This is a genomic window from Prevotella fusca JCM 17724, assembly GCF_001262015.1.
Taxonomy (GTDB): domain Bacteria; phylum Bacteroidota; class Bacteroidia; order Bacteroidales; family Bacteroidaceae; genus Prevotella; species Prevotella fusca.
On record NZ_CP012074.1, the window covers coordinates 1776991 to 1796706 of the forward strand.

The 19716-nt window shown below is 45.2% G+C and carries 13 protein-coding genes and 1 tRNA gene; 7 read left to right on the forward strand and 7 right to left on the reverse strand.

Annotation, left to right across the window (positions count from 1 at the left end; translation table 11 throughout):
• Positions 1–29 precede the first annotated feature (29 nt).
• From ADJ77_RS07240 to ADJ77_RS07250, 3 genes are all read right to left on the reverse strand, one after another.
• Positions 30–965, reverse strand: a complete 936-nt coding sequence (locus tag ADJ77_RS07240; RefSeq protein WP_025077759.1) for an AEC family transporter — start codon at positions 963–965, stop codon at positions 30–32.
• 431 nt (positions 966–1396) lie between these two features.
• Positions 1397–2626, reverse strand: a complete 1230-nt coding sequence (locus tag ADJ77_RS07245; RefSeq protein ID WP_025077760.1) for a glycoside hydrolase family 27 protein — start codon at positions 2624–2626, stop codon at positions 1397–1399.
• 73 nt (positions 2627–2699) lie between these two features.
• A tRNA-Gln gene (locus ADJ77_RS07250) sits at positions 2700–2770 on the reverse strand.
• Positions 2771–2982: 212 nt separating this feature from the next.
• Between ADJ77_RS07250 and ADJ77_RS07255 the strand changes: the two genes are divergently transcribed.
• Together ADJ77_RS07255 and ADJ77_RS07260 are read left to right on the forward strand one after the other, a co-directional pair.
• A complete protein-coding gene (locus ADJ77_RS07255; RefSeq protein ID WP_025077761.1) occupies positions 2983–3747 on the forward strand; it encodes a winged helix-turn-helix domain-containing protein in 765 nt (254 codons plus the stop codon).
• Between the two features lie 200 nt (positions 3748–3947).
• Positions 3948–6011, forward strand: coding sequence for a TonB-dependent receptor (locus ADJ77_RS07260; protein ID WP_025077762.1), 2064 nt, complete (start codon positions 3948–3950; stop codon positions 6009–6011).
• A 436-nt stretch (positions 6012–6447) separates the two neighbouring features.
• Here the strand turns inward: ADJ77_RS07260 and ADJ77_RS07265 are convergent, their stop codons facing one another.
• Positions 6448–6723: an HU family DNA-binding protein gene (locus tag ADJ77_RS07265; protein ID WP_025077763.1), complete on the reverse strand. Its 276-nt coding sequence runs from the start codon at positions 6721–6723 to the stop codon at positions 6448–6450.
• A gap of 217 nt (positions 6724–6940) precedes the next feature.
• Between ADJ77_RS07265 and ADJ77_RS07270 the strand changes: the two genes are divergently transcribed.
• The 3 genes from ADJ77_RS07270 (at position 6941) to secDF (ending at position 12354) form a co-directional block, all read left to right on the forward strand.
• Complete coding sequence (locus ADJ77_RS07270; RefSeq protein ID WP_050696189.1) at positions 6941–7897, forward strand: rhomboid family intramembrane serine protease; 957 nt, start codon at positions 6941–6943, stop codon at positions 7895–7897.
• A gap of 227 nt (positions 7898–8124) precedes the next feature.
• On the forward strand, positions 8125–9225 hold the full coding sequence (locus ADJ77_RS07275; RefSeq protein WP_050696190.1) for an endonuclease/exonuclease/phosphatase family protein: 1101 nt from the start codon (positions 8125–8127) through the stop codon (positions 9223–9225).
• A gap of 105 nt (positions 9226–9330) precedes the next feature.
• The gene (gene secDF / locus ADJ77_RS07280; RefSeq protein WP_025077764.1) at positions 9331–12354 is read left to right on the forward strand and encodes a protein translocase subunit SecDF; all 3024 of its coding nucleotides are present in this window, start codon (positions 9331–9333) and stop codon (positions 12352–12354) included.
• 834 nt (positions 12355–13188) lie between these two features.
• Here secDF and ADJ77_RS07285 read toward each other — a convergent pair.
• The gene (locus tag ADJ77_RS07285) at positions 13189–16005 is read right to left on the reverse strand and encodes a M16 family metallopeptidase (RefSeq protein WP_050696191.1); all 2817 of its coding nucleotides are present in this window, start codon (positions 16003–16005) and stop codon (positions 13189–13191) included.
• A 112-nt stretch (positions 16006–16117) separates the two neighbouring features.
• A complete protein-coding gene (xerA, locus tag ADJ77_RS07290; RefSeq protein WP_025077765.1) occupies positions 16118–17062 on the reverse strand; it encodes a site-specific tyrosine recombinase/integron integrase in 945 nt (314 codons plus the stop codon).
• Positions 17063–17137: 75 nt separating this feature from the next.
• Between xerA and aroQ the strand changes: the two genes are divergently transcribed.
• Complete coding sequence (aroQ, locus tag ADJ77_RS07295) at positions 17138–17557, forward strand: type II 3-dehydroquinate dehydratase (RefSeq protein ID WP_025077766.1); 420 nt, start codon at positions 17138–17140, stop codon at positions 17555–17557.
• Positions 17558–17589: 32 nt separating this feature from the next.
• Positions 17590–18255 (forward strand): O-methyltransferase, encoded by a 666-nt coding sequence (locus ADJ77_RS07300; protein ID WP_050696192.1) that lies wholly within the window; start codon positions 17590–17592, stop codon positions 18253–18255.
• 554 nt (positions 18256–18809) lie between these two features.
• On the opposite strand, the gene ADJ77_RS07305 is transcribed toward ADJ77_RS07300, so the two are convergent.
• On the reverse strand, positions 18810–19610 hold the full coding sequence (locus tag ADJ77_RS07305; RefSeq protein WP_050696193.1) for an ADP-ribosylglycohydrolase family protein: 801 nt from the start codon (positions 19608–19610) through the stop codon (positions 18810–18812).
• Positions 19611–19716: the final 106 nt, after the last annotated feature.

Here is a 19716-nt window from a genome sequence, read left to right on the forward strand (position 1 = left end):
ATTTTTTACTCCTTAACTCTAAAAACCTTCTATATCAATAGTAATGTAATCAACGTATATACTACCATCGCCACAGCAATGAAGATAGAGATAAAAGCCGACATAAAGCTCTCGTCGTCCTCATCTTTACAAAGACTTTCTATCTGCAGTGGTACAGGGAATCCTGTCGGACAGGCAAAGTAGAGTAGTACTCCCACAAGGAATATCTTTACAGCCATTAGTTCTGGGAACAGAAGGAAGAATGCTGCAACGATAGCTCCACACAGCACGAGGCGCACCACCGTCAATGCAAGAAGCGGCTTGAGCTGTGCTGTTCGCAGATGGAAACCATAGCCGAGTGTGAAGAGAATAATACTTGCTATCGGTGCCATTGCTATATCCATCGTACCGTCATACACCCTGTGGATGTCATTCTCTGTCAGCCATTGGTACAACCCCGACAGATTTACGAGAATGCCTACGATAACGGCGATGATGAATGGTGCAGTAATGATTCGTTTTGCCAGTGGCAGAAAAGCCACATCTTTAGCCGTCTGGCGGGTGACAAGTGCCGGAACAAGTCCGAAATTTATGAGGATTCCAGCCACGTCAAAGGTGATGATATTCACAGCGTGCTCTGCTCCTACAAGTGCAATATAAAGCGGAAGGGCAACGCTGCCGCCCTCACAGGTCATCAGCAGAAAGGGTGCCAGTCGGGCATAACGTCCGCTGACGGGCTTTGCGATACTCTTACCTATCAGATAGACAAGAATCCACGCTGCATCCAGAAAGAGAATCTCATAAATGAAATTCGTGGACAGTTCAGCTTTCACAAGGACGTGAAAGACTAATAGCGGAAAAAGAATATTGAATACTAACGACTTTGCCCCTTCGTTCTGTCCTTCTGTTACCCAGCCTCTTCTGTGGCTCAACCAGCCAAGGAACATCATGAAGAAGACAGGAAAAAGGATTTCTATTGCTTGCATCTATTTGTTGAATTTATCTTATTTGTATTTGTTACAATGTACAAATGTAGGTAAAAAGGATGATATAGGCAAATGAATAGAGGGAATTTAAATAAACAGCCTCACCCCCAACCCCTCTCCAAAAGGAGAGGGGAGTAATTACCGAGAAGAGTAATCGTAACTCGCTTTGAGCGTAAGTTGCTTCTATACTAACAACATATTGTAAGGTGATTAACCCTCCGCACTATTGGTGTTTAGCATCCGCACCATTGGTGTTTGCCGTTCGCACCATTGGTGTTTACCAACAACACGATGTTAAATAATAGCTTGCAATGATACTAAGAGGATGTTGTTGGAATACAAAACTGGCACAGCTTGTTCCTGCCGTGCCAGTTGTTGGGGATAAAAGAGGTTGTCTTTGAATGCGTTTCTTTGCAAAAAGAGTTTACGGTTTATTGTGTTGTAATCGTAAAAACCTTTGTTTCGTGGGGTTGCAAAGTGCCCTGCCAAGCCTTATGCTGACGTGTAGTCTTGTGTTCCCATACGTCTCTGAAACTGTATTCTTTCGCATTGCCGATGATTGAAAGTGGTAACTGGACAGGCTGCGGAGTGTTTGAAGGGTTAATGATGGCAAGTGCCTGACGGTTACCGCTCAGTTGACGGAGGTAAATACGGCACGCACCGGGGAAGTCTATTCTGTGGGCTGCCTCGCCGAGTGCATCCTGGTTGATGGCAATAATCTCCTTGTTGAGGAGGATGTGGCGTGTCGCCTCGTTCTCATTAAGGATGTCGTGACTCATCGCCAGTGGTGAGGCGAACATACACCACATAGACATCTGTGTCTGATATTCAGAGTATGTACAGCCTACGCCACCCAAATCACTCGAAGGTCCGCCCTTTCCGTCAAGACCAACAACGAGCATATCCATGTCAAGCCAGTGACCTGGTCCGGCGTATTTATAGAGTGGCTCGGTAATGTCGATGATATCAATGATACCCATACCGCCCTGCTTCACGATGTCTTTCCACATATCACGCACGTCATAGCTCACACGCCAGAGCGAACCACCAGCCTGACGTGCCCACAGTTCCGGGTTCAGCTGTCCCCATTCGCAGACACCGAGGGCAATCTTACGCCCTGACTTCTGCAGTGCATCCGCCATCTTCTTGTAGCGTTTGTGGGCAACGGCACTGTCAGAAGGGGCGTGGCAGTAGTCGTACTTCAGATAGTCTATACCCCATTGTGCAAAGGTCTTGGCATCTTGTTCTTCAAACTTGTAGCTGGCGGTGTAGCCGGCGCAGGTGAGATGGGCAGCATCAGAGTAGATTCCGAGCAGCAAACCCTTTGAGTGAACATAGTCTGCGAGTGCCTTCATTCCGCTTGGGAACTTCTTTGGGTCAGGTAGGATGTTGTTACGTTTGTCACGTCCTCCCTGCCACCCGTCATCAATGAAGATGTATTTATATCCTGCCTCTGCATAGCCGTCAGCTGCCATCTTGTCGGCAATTTGTCGGATAAGCTGTTCGTTAATGTCCTCCTTGTATTTGTTCCAGGTCATAAAACCCATAGGAGGGGTTAGTGCCAGTGAGTCACGTTTGGTCGCTGTCGTGTTCAGCGATGCCAGCAGAAAGGCTGCAATGAACAGGAGTGATTTACGAAGTTTGAGTAATTGAAAAGTCATAATTATAATAGTTTAGGAATTAGCTTAAACCCAAAAATCCGCAGAATCATTAAGAATCCGCGGATTTTCTGTGTTGTCCCAGGCGGATTCGAACCACCACTGACAGAACCAAAAACTGTAGTGCTACCATTACACCATAGGACAATCGTGGGTGCAAAGGTAGTGTTTTTTAGTCTAATGCCCAAATTTTGGTGTATAATTTTGCGCATCTGCCGTCATTGTGCAGTAAATATGCTCGTAATACTTTCGGTTCGCTTGATATTTCTTCCTGTCTGCTTGGAATTGATGTGAGAAAGTGTTATCTTTGCAGTTGTATATTATTCGGAATATTCCGTGACATCGTGTCGCATGAGCCTATGAAACCTATATCGTCAGTTATTATCTTTTTGTTACTCGTCTGCTCGGCAGTATGGGCAAGTCTTGACAGTTATTACTGTGCAGAAACAGCTATTGTTCAGGATATGAACCAGGCTTTGTCGAAGACGCTCGCACAGAAGCGTGAGGCGTGGATAACGCCCGATACGATACAAAGTTATCGGCAGCATTTGCAGATAGCCGACCTTAAAAACTGTTCGTTCGTGTCTTATGCCTTGGGTGAAGACAGTCATTCGCTGTGCAGCAGGCAGATGAAGTGGGCGTCAGGTAGTCACTTGCTTACATTCCAGAGTTATGCTGACTGTTCCTTTGCTACGGTATGGGGATTGTCAGACCAGCGTCTGCCGCTTGCTTTCCTGTTGTTGGCAATGGTTTGGATGGCAGTATCTGTCGTTTATATCCGTCGTCACCGTGCGGGTCGTTTCGTTTTAGGCAGGATGGTATATGCCACTTCTGACCATAGTTTCCGTGACTGGCATGGGGAAAAGATTGCCTTTACACCGATGCAACAGCAGCTGATGGAGCTATTTGTCAATGCAACTGATCATAAGCTGTCGAAGGCTGTTATCTGCGAAACACTTTGGCCTAAGAAACCCGATGCAAGCGAAACACTCTACACACTTATCCGTCGTCTGAAGCCCATTGTTAGTGAACGTTGCGGATTGAAGATTGTGGCTGATAGGGGTGATGGGTATCGACTTACTTCTGATTCGTCATCAAAGAAGATATTGGATAGCCTTTCTTAAAGGAGAAGAATGTACCTTTGAAATATAAATCCTAACCTTTCTCTATAGAAATATTATGCCTGACAAGGGGTTGGCAGGTTGGTATTGTCGTGCTTTTTCTTGACTATCAAACTTCAATTTGCTATTGTCAGTTAATTGTCAGTGACTATTTTTGCCTTGAAAGTGACTGAATTCTATCTTTGCATCAAAAAACAAAGACTATGAGAAAAGGTTTATGGTTGCTGCTGTTATGCTTTCTTGCGCTGCCAGTTGGTGCACAGAATGAGAAAGAGGGCGATAAGACAGCAAAGAGTGTAGAGATGAAGGAGGTGACAGTTGAGGCTGCACGAGTGACGAAAAAGATTGATGGTCTGCTGATTATACCGTCTGATGCACAGCGGGATGCGGCAACGGACGGTTATAGTCTGCTTGGAAAGCTGTCTCTTCCACGTGTCAGGGTAGACGAGGTGATGCGTACCGTTGTGCCTTTAACGAACAATGGAACTGTTCAACTAAGGCTCAATGGAACCTTGGCAAGTAAGGAAGACCTACTTTCACTGGACCCCAAACTTGTAAAAAACATCGATTTCATCGATAATCCGGGTGTTAGATATGGTGACGGAATAGGCTATGTCATTGATATTCGGACGAAGCGTAACACCACAGGCTACGTGCTCGGAGCAGATTTGTCGAACTCTGTTACGACAGTGAATGGCGGTAATACGCTCTATGCAAAGTACAATCATAAGAAATCGGAACTGGCTTTAACCTTTACTTCCCTTTATAAAGACCAGCATGGTTTTCGGTCTTCAGAAACGGCTGACTATACTTTGAACAACGGTAGTCATTATCTTGTTTCACGCAATCAGACCGATGGAAGGAGTCGTCGTTTTGGTAATCAGTTTGAGGTAAAGTATAGTCTTGCCGACTCGGCTACGTATGTTTTCCAAGCGAATCTGTCAGTGGGAGGAGGCAATACGCCAGGTAATTATGCTGATTTTGTGTATCGGGACGGAACGGTAGAGCAGACTTTTCGGACAATCAATGTGTCAAGTGATTTCTCTCCGACTCTTGATCTTTATTTCTTTCATCAGCTTGGTAAGCATCAGAGTATTACGGCCAACGTGGTCGGTTCGGGTATTTATACGGACAAGCGGGGATATAATGGAGAAGGAAGAACCTATGCCTATGATGTTGATGGGCGTACTTGGTCGCTGGAGAGTGAGGCTGTTTATGAGAATAAACTCAAACCTTTTACCCTTTCTGCAGGTTTGGAGCACTCAATGTCGTTCACCAATAATGAATATACAGGTGATGTAACCGCTCTCAATAAAGTGCGAAGAGGAGAATTATATTTTTTCTCAGAGGTAAAAGGGCGATGGAAGCATTTAGGCTATTCAGCTGGCGTTGGTATGGCAAACAAAACCTATTCACAGGAAGATTACAACTTTGATTATTGGACTTTCCGTCCAAAACTCACGTTGAGTTACGAGATTTTGGCAGGATTAAATGCACGTTACACCTTTGAGACCTATCGTCGTGTTTCTTCATACGCTATGGTGAGCAATGCAAGAATCAGAAATAACAGTCGTGAATGGACGATTGGAAACCCGGATTTGCGCCCTTCAAAGGTCATCAAGAACATTATAGATATAAGTTATAATGGTAAGCGTGTGAGCAGTGGTATGAATATGGAGTACCGACGTAATATTGGGACGAATATGAGTGTGTATGAACGTACGGCAACAGATGAATTTCTTTATTCACAACAGAACATTGGTAATGTTATGATGTTCGTTGCTCAGAACTATGTCAAGTATGATGTTGTACCGAAGCATCTGTCTGTAATGCTTTTCGGAGGTATCAATCGTTTCTTTAATATCAGCAGTCTGTACCGTCATCATCTTACAAGTTACAACTATGGTGGTAACATTCAGGCTTATCTTGGACGCTGGACACTCACGGGATATGCCGATAATGGTTGGAAATTTGTTGAAGGAGAGCATGAGGGAAGGAATGGTCCAGCGGTCTATTTAGGAGCCAGTTACAGATGGAAGAAGTGTAATGTATCTCTCTTTTTACAGCATCCTTTCCAGCAGCATCCCGCTATACAGCGTGGTAAGGTGCTGAATGAGAACCTCCACAAAGACTATGTTTATCGCAGCAGAGACTTGGGAAATATGATAACTCTCAGGTTCAGTTGGAAGTTGTCAAGGGGTAAAAGCTATAAGGAAATTGATAAGAAAGTGCAGCATGAAAGGAATAAACAGACGGGGATCATGTAGTGAAGACCTGCCGGAGAGTTATGGCTGGTAAAATCTGCTTCATATATTCCGTGCGTCCCTGCACCCTTTTTTTCTTCTTCAGTAATATCAACAGTAGGGAAAAACGCCCTCTTATGCCATTGGAAGTGTCATCCAAATGGATAGAAGAGGGCATTTTTTCCTTTTTTTCATTAATATTTCATCAGCGTCAAGATGTGGATGTTTCCAAATTCTTTTCATGAAGAAAAATATTTCTTTTCATGAAAATAAATATTTCTTTTCGTGAAGAAAATTATTTTTTCTCATGAAGATAAACTGTTTCAGGCTGCCTGACATTGAAACAACTATTGTCAGTGTAAGGGTTTTTACCGCTTTGTCAGAGGCAATTTGACACCTGTTATAATAGAAAAAGGCAAGCCGATGGCTTGCCTTTTATTTCATGTAATTTATTTACATATTACTTGTTTACAGCATCTGCTAACTCAGCACCAGCCTTGAACTTAGCTACCTTCTTGGCAGCGATGTGGATCTTCTCCTTTGTTGCAGGGTTGATTCCCTCATGAGCAGGGCGCTCATTGATTGAGAATGTACCGAAGCCTACGAGTTGTACCTTATCACCAGCAACGAGTGCTTCCTTGATAGCCTCTGTTGTTGCATCCAATGCCTTCTTTGCGACAGCCTTGCTCACTTCAGCATTAGCTGCAATTTTCTCAATTAACTCTGTCTTGTTCATAATTTTGATTTATTTATTGATTAATTTTATGAATGATATACAAGATTATGCTGCAAATATAGTCGTTTACTTTTATAAAACAAATAAAATCAAGGGAAAAGTGTAGAAATTTATAAAAAAAAGCCTTTATCTTCCTCGTTTCCTGCTTGATAACAGGAGAATTTCGTAATTTTGCAGTGATTAAATGATACATTGTAAAGAATAAGAAAATTAATAAATGCGAAATATACCTGTAGTAACAAAGAATCTTCTTATCATCAATATTCTGGTGTTCATAGCTACATACGCTTTAAGAGGATTGAACATAGACTTGAATGACATTCTTGGCTTACATTTCTTTTTAGCTTCAGACTTCCGCATCTGGCAGTTTGTTACCTATATGTTCATGCACGGCGGTTTCACGCATATTCTGATGAATATGTTTATGCTGTGGATGTTCGGTATGGTCGTGGAGAATGTATGGGGGCCGAAGAAGTTTCTTTTTTATTACATGGTCTGCGGTATCGGAGCTGGATTCTGTCAGGAGCTGGCGCAGTACGGAAGTTATGTTGTTGAGGGACTGGCACAATATGAGTCGGTAAATACGGGTGTGAACATTATTCCAATGGAAACTTATCTGAACATGATGAACACTGTAGGTGCCTCGGGTGCTATCTATGGTGTGCTGCTTGCATTCGGAATGCTTTTCCCGGAGGAGCGTATGTTCATCATCCCCATCCCTGTTCCGATCAAGGCAAAGTGGATTGTCATTGGCTCTGTGGCGATTGAATTGTTCTCGGCTGTGAGCACAAGCAATGACGGAGTGGCGCATCTGGCACACTTGGGTGGTATGCTTTTCGGCTTCCTCCTCATCCGTTACTGGAAGAAACATCCATATTCAGGCTATGGCGACTTCGGTATGAACAAGGGACAACAGTTCTTTGACCGTATGAAGAATACGTGGGAACAGCGTTCGGGGAATAGGTCTGGAGGCTTTACAGGGAACAACAGCAGTTCATGGTCGGGCTCTTCGCAGGGTAATACACCTGACAGCAACAGCGATTGGGATTACAATGTCCGCAAGAAACAGCAGCAGGAAGAGGTGGACCGCATACTTGATAAGATTCGCAGGAGCGGTTATGACAGCCTTTCAAAGGAGGAAAAGCAGAAGCTGTTTGACAGCAGTAAGAATTGACGGATTGTATGTTGATAGATTGACAGATCGTTTGTCTACGAGCTGGGATTGACTGCTTGATAATTTGTCGCTCAATGAGTTGGCTGTCTGACTGTCAGCACTTTGACGGATTGGAGGCTTACCTGTTTGTGTGACTATTGGGCTGTACAGCCTTCTGATAACTATTTTTATTAGCTGCAAAGAAAACATATTATAGCCACTGTGCAGCCTGAGAGGCTGGAAATGAAATGATTAAGATATTCAAGAAACTTACACGCAGAGTTTTAATGACAGTCAACATCATCGTGATTCTGACGATGTTTCTTGTCGGCAATGTCGACAGGCTCAATCCTGTTGACCATCCGCTGCTGGCAAATCTGGGCTTGGGATTTCCTATACTCCTCGTGCTCAATCTGATATTTCTTGTGTTGTGGGCTTTCGTCCGACTGCGTACCATCTGGCTGCCGCTGTTGGGCTTTCTTCTCAGTTATGGTTCTATCCGCACCTATTCGCCCGTCAATCTGCCCAAGGATAAGCCGCATGGGTCAATTAAGGTGCTGTCTTATAATGTCTTTTTATTCTCAACATGGAGTGAGCCCGATGGTGAAAAGAACTCGATAGTCGATTATATTGTCAAGAGCAAGGCGGATATTGTCTGCCTGCAGGAGGCACAGGCGAGTGTGGAAGGAACGGATCATATCTACCCGACACTGAAGCAACATTACCCTTACTTCAAGCTGATGGTAAAGAAGAGTCCTGGTGCTGACAATATGGTGTTGCTCAGTAAGTACCCTGTTCTCTGGCAAGACACGATACCATACGGCTCAAGCACTAATCAGAGCGTGGCTTATATGATTGATATCAAGGGGACTAAGACTCTCGTTGTCAATAACCATTTTGAGAGTAATGGGCTGAGTTCTGACGACAAGGAAGGGTTCAAGACGCTCGTGAAGGGTAATATGGGGACGGGTGAGGCAAAGCTCCAGTCGTTCCATTTGCTGAGCAAGCTGGGCGAAGTCTCCGCAAGACGTGCACCGCAGGCAGAGATGGTGGCGCGTTATGTCAGGAAGTATCTTGACAAGAAAGTGCCTGTTATCCTTTGTGGTGACTTCAACGACAATCCGTTGAGTTATACCCATCGGACAATAGCAAAGGAGCTGACAGATTGCTTCGTAGCAAGTGGAAACGGTCCCGGGACAAGCTATCACAAGAGCGGAATGTACTTCCGTATCGACCATGTGTTCTGTTCTGATGACTTTGAACCTTATGGAGCAAAGGTGGATAACAGCGTGACCACTTCCGACCATTATCCCATCTATTGTTGGCTCAAATACCGTCCCAAACCTTAAAAAACACACATTTATAAGGTATAAATTTCCCAAAGTGTGAAAATTTGCTTATCTTTGCACGTCTATCAAGTGTAGCGAAACAATAATTAAAAACAATCAAATAAAATGCAAAACAAAGGATTAGTAATTTGCGTAGCTGTTCTCTTGACGCTCGCAAGTGTCTTCTACCTGTCATTTTCAGTAGCAACAAGCTACTATGATGGTCAGGCAGCAAAGATCAAGGACCCTATTGCGCAGCAGGATTATAAGGATTCTGTCAAGTATCTGGGTATCTACTCTTACCAGAAATGCCTTGAAACACAGATCGGACTTGGTCTTGACTTGAAGGGCGGTATGAACGTTGTACTTGAAATTTCAGTGCCTGACGTTGTTGACGTATTGGCTGACCACAAGCAGGATGCTGCTTATCTGAAGGCTATGGCAGAGGCTAAGCAGGAAGAAATGACCAGTCAGAAAGACTTTATCACGCTCTTCGTTGATGCTTACCACAAGGTTGCTCCGGCTCATAAGCTCGCTGAAATCTTCGCTACACAGCAGCTCAAGGGCAAGGTCAGCACACAGAGTACCGATGACGAGGTTGAGAAAGCACTCCGTGAAGAGGTTGCTGCAGCCATCGATAACTCTTACAATGTCGTAACAAACCGTATCGACCAGTATGGTGTCGTTCAGCCTAACATCCAGAAGTTGGAAGGTCAGGAAGGGCGTTTGATGGTTGAGATGCCTGGTATCCGTGAGCCGGAACGTATGCGTAAGCTCCTTCAAGGTTCTGCTAACCTTGAGTTCTGGGAGACTTATAACAATCAGGAAGTTGCTCCTTACCTCGTACAGCTTGACCAGCGTCTGGCTAATGGTGGTGAGACAAAGGTTGATACTATAGCTGCTGATTCTACCAAGAAGGCACAGGTTAAGCCTGCTGCAGCTCCAAAGTTTGCACTGAATGCAAACAAGACGGGTGCCGGTGAGGATGTGAAGATGGAGGCATTGAAGAAGATGCATCCGCTGTTGTCACTGTTGCAGACCTTCCCTGGTGATGCGCTCAGCCTCGTTGGATACGCAAGTGTACGTGATACTGCTGCTATCAACAAGATGCTCCACAGTCCTGTTGCCAAGCAGATTCTGCCAAGCGACTTGAAACTTCTTTGGAGTGCCAAGCCTGCAGATGGATTGAATAAGAAGAATGTCTATGAGCTTCATGCACTGAAGGTGACAAGCGCAGACGGTCGTGCTCCTATGGAAGGTGACGTTGTTACTGATGCTGAGGACAAGTTCGACCAGTTCGGCCGTCCGGAAGTCAGCATGACAATGAACTCTGAAGGTGCCCGTCAATGGGCTGCTCTGACAAAGGCTAACATCGGTAAGGCAATCGCAATCGTATTGGATGGCGTTGTTTATTCAGCTCCACGTGTAAACGGTGAGATTGATGGTGGACAGTCATCTATCAGCGGTAACTTCTCGGTTGAGGATACCAAGGACCTTGCAAACACGTTGAAGTCCGGTCGTATGCCAGCTCCTGCAAAGATTGTACAGGAAGAAGTCGTAGGTCCTACACTTGGTGCACAGTCTATTGAGCAGGGTCTTGTATCTTTCGCTATTGCTTTCGTACTGCTGATGCTTTACATGGTTGTCATGTACAACATCATCCCCGGTATGATGGCTAACCTGGCTCTGATTGTCAATATCTTCTTTACCTTGGGTGTCCTGGCATCCTTCCAGTCGGCTTTGACCATGCCTGGTATCGCTGGTCTTGTGTTGTCTCTGGGTACAGCCGTGGATGCCAACGTGCTCATCTATGAACGTATCAAAGAGGAATTGCGAATGGGTAAGGGTATGAGACAGGCTTTGAAAGAGGGTTATGGAAATGCCTTCTCAGCCATCTTCGACTCTAACTTGACATCACTCATCACTGGTGTTATCCTTCTTGTGACAGGTACTGGTCCTATCCGTGGTTTCGCAACAACGTGGATCATCGGTATCATGATTTCATTCTTCACAGCTGTATTCCTCACACGCCTCGTATTCGAGAACCGTGTCAGCAAGGACAAGTGGTTGGGTCAGACATTCTCTACAAGTTTCTCAAAGAACTTCATGCAGGATAAGAGCTTCCATTTCCTCAGTATGTACAAGAAGAGCTTTACCGTATGGGGTGTCGTAGTAATGATATGTATCGTCAGCTTTGCTGTACGTGGTTTGAGCCGTAGTATCGACTTCACTGGTGGTCGCAACTATGTTGTAACACTGAACAAGCCTACACAAGTTGAGGAGGTTCGCAAGGTGATGAACGGTGCTTTTGTCAATACTGTAGGTGAGAATGCCGGCAAGACTGCTACAACAACTGTAATTGCACTGGGTACTGACGGTAAGACTGTCCGTATCTCAACCAACTATAACATTGACTCCAATAATCCTGCCGAGGACGACAAGGCAGAAACAATCCTTTACAACGCTTTGAAGAAGGGTGGTTTCGTCAACCAGGCAAGTGTTGAGAACTTCAAGAACCCGGATATCCGTGAGGGTGGCTCAATCATCCAGAGTGCGAAGGTTGGTCCTTCAATCGCAAAGAACATTACTTATAATGCGTTCATGAGCGTTCTGCTGGCAATCTTCTTCATCTTCCTGTATATCCTCCTGCGTTTCCGCAACATTGGTTTCTCTGTTGGTTCTGTTGCAGGTCTTGTACTTGATACGACAATCGTTATCGGTTGCTTCTCATTGTGCTATGGATGGATCGGCTTCTCACTTGAGATTGACCAGACCTTCATCGGTGCTATCCTTACGGTAATCGGTTACGATATCAACGATACTGTGGTTGTTTACGACCGTATCCGTGAAAATCTCGGCAAGCACAAGCACAACCTTGCTAAGGCTGATATACAGAAGATTTTTAATGATTCTATCAACCAGACCCTCTCACGTACCATCAATACGTCAGCATCTACGTTGATAGTGCTTGTGTCTATCTTCATCCTTGGTGGTGCCAGCATCCGTAGCTTTGCTTTCGCAATGATTATCGGTATTATTATCGGTACATTGAGTTCAATCTTCATCGCATCACCTGTTGCTTACCTCGTGTTGGGTAAGAAGATTGAGAAGCGTTCACATGAGCTGGCTGAGGCACCGGTTGAGGCTTAATTCGTAGTTCGTCTGAACTAAGGTTTTATACCTTATTATATATAGGCAGCCCGTTACCACTAATGGTAACGGGCTGTTTTTATTTCTAAGTGCTGTGGTTATCTTCGTACCTCCTTTGGAAAAGTAAGTCTCCTGATTGGATAAGTTTATTTTGTTTTTGGTAGTATGATCCTTTTCAGGCAACAGGTTGCTCTTCCTCTGGCAACATATATTGCAAGGTATTCAGTTCTCAACACCATTGGTGTTTACCAACACCACCACGTGTGATGGGCTATACCACGTCAGTTGGAAATGGGAAGAGGTGTTTATGATGGTCATTATAATATAGTAAGGCTCTAATGATTAGCTTATGTGGAAATGTTTGTCGGACAGCACTAATGATTAAGCCTAATCAGTCATTAGAGCACAATATCCATTATTCTTATTAATCATATTGTTGCCTGACACCTAATACTCTCTTGTCGGCATCTTATATGTCTTTATAACTTGACTTAGTCCGCTACGCCTTCGTTACAAATACAAACAATCTGTTCGACAATAAAACAAAATCTGCTTAGACTCTGATAAAGAATTGGGAATAAATGATGAAAGGCGGTGTTAAGCATCAATTACATTAAATGTAAAGCCGCTTAACATCGCCTTTCAAAGTTTTCCGGAGTCATTACTCCTTATCTTCTGCAAATTATTTTCACGAGAAAAAACATTTATTTATGTGAGAAGAAATATTTGTTTTCACGAAGAAAAATATTTCTTTTCACGAAAATAATTCGCATCCCACAGTCTGTGGGATGAAAAAGGACTTGTAAAAGCCTTTTTTCAAACACAGAATGCGCATTATTTTGCAGGTGTCATTACCACCTCTGCGTGGTTGCCTGCAGCAAGAATCTGCTTCAGATGAGCTGCGAGCTTAGCTGGGGTGAGCCCCTCAACAGCTGCCTTATAGCCTGTCTGGAAGTCAATACCTGTCCAGATGTACTCATCAAGTACGTCCATCCAATGGGTGTTGCTCTTGGCAGAAAGCTCTGCATTCTTCAGCATGAAGTCCTTTACTTTCTGAACCTTGTCGGCATCCATCTTGACGGTATTGTCCTTTATGCCCTCAGCAAGAAGTTTCAAAGCAAGCTCCGACTTCTCCGGATCCATCGGGCAATAGCCCTGGACAACGGCAATAGCCTTGTTGCCAAGGCGGCGCAGGGAGCCATTTGCGCTTACAGAGTAAGCTGCACTGGCATCCTCGCGGATGCTCTTCAGGTAAACCATTGAGAGCACCTGGGCTGCTGCATTGGTAAGAACATCATTCTCAAGGGTGTAAGCAATTGGCGTATGCCACATCTCGAAGGCAATCGCCTTTGGTGTCTCCGACTTACGTGTGAACTTGTTTACAACCTTACCATTTACATAGCTTGGAACTTCCTTCCAGTTTTCAGCCTTGCCCTTTGGCAGGGATGCGATGTACTTTTCAATCAATGGGCGGAATGTTGCCTCATCAAAATTGCCCACGAAGTAGTAAACAAACTGACCGGGATTTGCATAACGCTCCTTCCATATCTGAAGGATACGGTCGTAGCTGATGCCCTTCAATGAGTTAAGCGTCAATGGAGCGTAACGTGCTTCGTGACCATAGATAGTGCAGGTGAGAGAATCACCGAATACGCTTTCTGGTGAGAGGTCTTTGTTCTTCAGTGCCAATTCAAACTGTGCCATCATTGCCTTGTAGGAATCTTCATCCTTGGCAACATTGGTGAAGTTGAGGTAAAGCAGCTGCATCATGGTTTCTATGTCCTTTGGAACACATGAACCGCCGAGCATCTGATAGTAGCTTGACATAGAACATGACATTGATGCCTGCTTGCCGGAGAGTGCCTTCTGGAGTTCCTGACGTGAGAAATTGCCCAATCCGCTGTATCCGAGAACAGCATCAAAGAGCTGCAGGTTATTGAAGTCAGCCTTGCCATAAAGCCCCTTGCCGCCCTTTGCAACAGCCTGGAACTGTATTTCATTGTCCTTGAAGTCAGTCTTTTTCAGAATGACACGTGCACCGTTGCTCAGTGTCAGTTCCTTGTAACCGAGCACCTTGTTTTCCTTCTCGCCGGTAATCTTGCCTGCCTTAGGGAGCTTCTTCTCATCGAGCAGCGGCTCCTGCTTCACGTTGTCAACGTATGGTTCAATCTTCTCGGCACGTACGGCTTTGACAGCCTGTGCCATCTGAGACTCTGTTGGATAAGCCTTGCCAGCCTTCTCCTGTGCGAATATATATGCTACGAAGTTGCTGTCATTGTCAGTGATGAGTTCCTGGGCATATTTGTTGATAACGTCAACGTTCAGTGCAGGCATCTCAATCAGCTGCTTCATAATCTGATACTCTTCCTCCTTGCCCGGGATAGGCTCGTTGGCAAGATAATGGTCGCGGAGCTCATCGCCATACTGTGAGTTCTTAATCTTATTACGGTTGACATAAGCTGACTCCAGCTGAGAGAGGTATTCAGACTTCATACGGTCGAACTCGCCAGCAGTAAAGCCATACTGACGGACACGCTGTGCCTCACGGTAGATTGCCGAAAGCGCATCTATATCCTTTCCGTCCTTAGCATCTGCTTCCATTGTAAACGCTGCCTTTGGCTTTGAAATCAGATAATCGCCATCATAAGAATAGGCACTTGTAAAAGGACTTTCAGGCTTCTGTGCCAACTCGGAAAGACGTTGGTTGAGCATCATGCTGATGATGTTCTTTGCATAAGAGTCTATGTAATAGTACATGTCACCCTTCTGTGAATCAGGGAATGCGTCATGCTTCATGCAGAAACCCACCTGGCTGTAAGGCATCTCCTTGTCCTTTCCGAACACGTAGATGGCTTCTTTGGTGTCAGGCACCTGCTCCTCAACCACCTGAGCTGCGTTGGAAGGTACGGTAGAGTTTGCCCAGAGCTTCTTGATTTCGTTCTCTGTATGGTCCACATCCACATCACCTACAACGATGATGCACTGGTTGTCAGGGCGATACCACTTCTTGTAGTAGTCGCGGAGGTCCTGATAAGGAAAGTTGTCAACAATGCTCATCAAGCCGATTGGCATACGATGACCGTACTTTGAGTCAGGATAGAACTTCGGCAATACGTCATCATAGATTCGCATTACCGGACTACGGCGCAGCTGCCACTCCTGATGAATGACTCCACGCTCCTTGTCAATCTCCTTATCGGCAAGAACCAAGCCGTTTGACCAGTCCTTGAGAATCAGCAAGCAAGAGTCGAGAGCCGTCTGACGGGCTGTCGGTACGTCGCAGATACGATAGACTGTCTGGTCGATGCTGGTGTAAGCATTCAGATTGCTGCCGAATGCAACACCGAGTGAACGGGTGTATTCGAGGAGGGTAGAGTCGGGGAAATGCTCCGAACCGTTGAATGCCATGTGCTCAAGGAAGTGAGCCAGACCACGCTGGTTGTCGTTCTCCTGAATGGAACCGACACGTTGCGCAATGTAGAAGTTGGCTACACGCTCCGGCCATTCGTTGTGGAGGATGTAGTAAGTTAAGCCGTTGCTGAGCTTACCTTGTCTTACGTTTTTGTTCACAGGAATCGGTCCCATCTGCTGTGCAGATACCATACCAGTGACAAAAAGTAAGACGATTAAGAATAAATGTTTGATTTTCATCTTAAACGTTGTTTGTAATTTAATATTAGTTTTATGACACAAAGATACATAAAAATCCGTTATGCAATCCGTTTTTTTCCTTTTTTATATATTGACAAAGTGTCAATAAAGATTATTCTGTCGGTAAATCCATTTGCTGACGCTCGTTATACAGAATATTACGGGGGTGATGTTCAAGGATTTCCTGTCGCAGCGTGGAGGTGTCAATATGGGTGTAAATCTCTGTCGTTCCGATACTTTCGTGTCCTAACATTGCCTGAATTGCACGTAAATCGGCACCTCCTTCGAGCAGGGAAGTGGCAAAGGAATGGCGCAGGGTGTGAGGGGAAATGGTCTTCTTGATACCTGCTTCGACCGCATATCGCTTAATCATGATGAGAATCATGGTACGGGTAAGATGGTGCCCACGGCGGTTAAGGAAGACATAATCTTCCTCTCCGGGCTTGATTTTCATCACATTGCGGTCGGCAAACCAGTAGTTCAGTTCATCTAAAGCACGAGGTGAAATCGGAACTAATCGTTCCTTCGACCCTTTACCCATCACTCGGACATACTGTTCTTCGATATACAGATTGGAAAGTTTCAGATTTGTAAGTTCAGATACACGCAGTCCACAAGAGAACAGGACTTCAATAATGGCACGGTTTCGGTGTCCTTCCCACTTTGATAGGTCTATCGCCTGCTCTAAAAGGTCTACTTCTGCAGTGGAAAGAACTTCCGGTAAGTGGTCGGGTTGCTTCGGCGACTCCAATAACTCAGTCGGGTCAACCTCTAAATAACCGTCAAGAACAAGGAAACGATAGAACTGTCGCACCCCACTGAGGATGCGAGCCAGGGAGCGGGGACCGATGCCAAGGTCAGAAATAAAGGCTGCAAAGTGTTCCAAGTCTTCTAACTTCACATCCAATACGTCAACCTGCTCCACAGCAAGATAGCGCAGGAGCTTATCCAAATCACGCATATAAGCATCCAGCGTATTAGCCGAGTGCCCCTTCTCTAACTTCAGATAACGGCGGTAACGGCTGACAATATCCTTTGAATTCTTGTCTGTTTCCATTTAATTTCTTATTTTTGCATACTGCAATTTACATGCAAAGATACATCAAAAAACGATATTTGAGAAGAAAGAGATATGAAAGTAATCATCATCAACGGTCCTAACTTGAACCTCTTAGGGGTGCGTGAGCCTAAGATATACGGTAGTCTGTCAATGGAAACATTCCTTTCACAGCTGCGTGAAAGCTATCCTGACAGCACCATCGACTATTACCAAAGTAATGTTGAGGGAGAACTGATCAACAAACTGCAGGAGACAGGATTCTCGTATGATGGAATCATCCTCAATGCGGGTGCTTATACGCATACAAGTATTGCCCTTTTGGATTGCATCCGTTCCCTGCAAACACCAGTGATAGAGGTACATATCAGCAATGTCAACGACCGTGAGGACTTCCGCCGGCACTCAATGATTGCCCCAGCCTGCAAGGGTACTATCCAAGGATTTGGTCTTAACAGCTACAGATTGGCTATGGAAGCATTGTCGCTCTTATAATCTTTCGTTTCTCATCATCACCATTAACACCCATGCCAACAACCAACACCTATACTTCTCTCACTGACGAAGCGGGCTGCGACGCCTATCTTGCCTCGCATATTGACCCGGAAGGCGATTACCTTTACCGCCTCTATCGTGCCACAAACATCCATACCATTCACGGACGTATGGCAAGCGGACACCTGCAAGGGCGACTCCTGAAGATGCTTGTACAGATGATACGCCCCAAGAATATCCTCGAAGTGGGTACTTTCAGCGGTTATTCGGCTATCTGTATGGCTGAAGGACTGGAAGAAGGTGGCAGGCTCTATACCTTTGAAATCAATGATGAGATGGAGGATTTCACGCGTCCTTGGATTGAAGGGGCGCCTGTTGCCGACAAGATTGATTTCCGAATCGGTGATGCTGCGGAAGAAGCTCCGAAGTTAGGAATCATGTTTGATATGGCTTTCGTTGATGGCGACAAGCGGAACTATACGGAAGTATATGAGAAACTGTTGCCCGTCATCCGTCCCGGTGGCTATATCCTTGCTGACAACACGCTGTGGGACTGGCACGTCATTGACCCTGCCTACGACCACGACCATCAGACTATTGGTATCCGTCACTTCAATGATTTCATTGCCAAGGATGACCGCATCGAGAAGGTTATCCTGCCGTTGCGTGATGGCTTGACACTGATTAGAAAGAAATAAGCAGTCTGCCAACATCCTATATCCAAAAGATTAAGAAGAAGCCTTGCTGTTCAAGAAGGTGTGATTGGAAGTGGTCAGTCTCCAAGTTAAGATTAAATCGTGCTTTTGCGGATTATGAAAGGGAATATTACAAGTTAGTGTTGTCTGGTAAATACTTCCCGTATGTGTTAGTCATTGGTGCCTTACTGTATTTTATAATGATAATAAAGAAACTCTCTTTCCCATTTTCTACCGATGTGTTGTTGCCCAGCACACGTGGTGTTAAGGGTAAACACCAATCGTGTTGTTGGTAAACACCAATGGTGTTAGGGGCTAAACACCTTGCGGTATGTTGCCGGGATGCGAGTAACTTGTTGTCAGGAAAGCGTCGTGTTACCAAAAGGTAAACAATACCTGTTTGATTTGGAGAGACTTGCTTTTCCAACGATAAGATGATGTTCTCTGTTTAAAAGGATTCCACACGGGAGGTTATACTGTTTAACCTAAATCGGTCATCAGAGCCTGTGCATCCTCTTCATTTATGGAGGTGATAAGAAATGAGCTTTTGTTTCATTTTATTTCCTTTGTCCACAGCTGTCCTTTATGCGCTCATAGAACTGTCCGAGAATCTCAAGCATATCATCGGGCAGATAGCTGACAGCCTTCTCAATCATCCATTCCGGCGCCTGATAATAGGCTTCAGCAACAGAACCGGCAATGCACGCCTTCGTGTCCGTATCGCCATCACATAGCACAGCGAGGCGGATAGTCTCCTCAAAGCTGTTGGCATCCATGAAGCAGCGCAGTGCCATCGGTACGGTTTCCTGACACGTTCCATCGAAGTGTCCCTGTGCTCCGATCTTCTTGATGTCCCGCATGGGCGGTAGTTCGTAGCCGAAGAACTTCTCTACTTTCCGTTCTACGTCCGACTTTGAGAAGCGCATCAGGCGCAGCCAGCAGATGACTTCAGCAATACATTGTGCACCTTTCACGCCCTCGGGATGGTTATGACTTACGATGGCGCTCTTCTTTGCTTCCTCAAGCACATCCTCCCACTCGTCAAACAGCCAGCCGATGGAGCTGACACGCATGGCTGAACCATTGCCGAAAGAGTTTGTGGGCTGTGGGTCTTCAGAATGAATCCATTGGTAGAAACGGTTGCCGTATGAGCCCATCGGGTCAGGATAGCGCCGGCACCAGTCGAGCAGGCTCTCCTTATAGTCACGACCGTTCAGCACCGCATCGGCAACAGCGATGGTGCAGATAGTGTCATCCGTGTAAGAACAATCGGATGTGAAAAGCTCAAATCCTTTCTGTGGAGCTGCTCCGAATTCGAAGCGTGAGCCAACAATGTCTCCTATAATAGCACCAATCATAAAGTCTTTTTCCCAGTTCTTCTTCCTTTAAAGCGGGGGAGTGGAATGAACTTTGGGGTATATCTTTTCTTTTAATTGTTAGTAGTAAATAGATGTTTAAAACGGT

Excerpts from the sequence above, each read along its gene's own strand:
- ADJ77_RS07285 (WP_050696191.1), bottom strand. The coding sequence starts at position 16,005 with ATGAAAATCAAACATTTATTCTTAATCGTCTTACTTTTTGTCACTGGT.
- aroQ (WP_025077766.1), top strand. The coding sequence starts at position 17,138 with ATGAAAGTAATCATCATCAACGGTCCTAACTTGAACCTCTTAGGGGTG.
- secDF (WP_025077764.1), top strand. The coding sequence starts at position 9,331 with ATGCAAAACAAAGGATTAGTAATTTGCGTAGCTGTTCTCTTGACGCTC.
- ADJ77_RS07255 (WP_025077761.1), top strand. The coding sequence starts at position 2,983 with ATGAAACCTATATCGTCAGTTATTATCTTTTTGTTACTCGTCTGCTCG.
- ADJ77_RS07275 (WP_050696190.1), top strand. The coding sequence starts at position 8,125 with ATGATTAAGATATTCAAGAAACTTACACGCAGAGTTTTAATGACAGTC.
- ADJ77_RS07305 (WP_050696193.1), bottom strand. The coding sequence starts at position 19,610 with ATGATTGGTGCTATTATAGGAGACATTGTTGGCTCACGCTTCGAATTC.
- ADJ77_RS07245 (WP_025077760.1), bottom strand. The coding sequence starts at position 2,626 with ATGACTTTTCAATTACTCAAACTTCGTAAATCACTCCTGTTCATTGCA.
- ADJ77_RS07265 (WP_025077763.1), bottom strand. The coding sequence starts at position 6,723 with ATGAACAAGACAGAGTTAATTGAGAAAATTGCAGCTAATGCTGAAGTG.
- ADJ77_RS07270 (WP_050696189.1), top strand. The coding sequence starts at position 6,941 with ATGCGAAATATACCTGTAGTAACAAAGAATCTTCTTATCATCAATATT.
- ADJ77_RS07300 (WP_050696192.1), top strand. The coding sequence starts at position 17,590 with ATGCCAACAACCAACACCTATACTTCTCTCACTGACGAAGCGGGCTGC.
- ADJ77_RS07260 (WP_025077762.1), top strand. The coding sequence starts at position 3,948 with ATGAGAAAAGGTTTATGGTTGCTGCTGTTATGCTTTCTTGCGCTGCCA.
- ADJ77_RS07240 (WP_025077759.1), bottom strand. The coding sequence starts at position 965 with ATGCAAGCAATAGAAATCCTTTTTCCTGTCTTCTTCATGATGTTCCTT.
- xerA (WP_025077765.1), bottom strand. The coding sequence starts at position 17,062 with ATGGAAACAGACAAGAATTCAAAGGATATTGTCAGCCGTTACCGCCGT.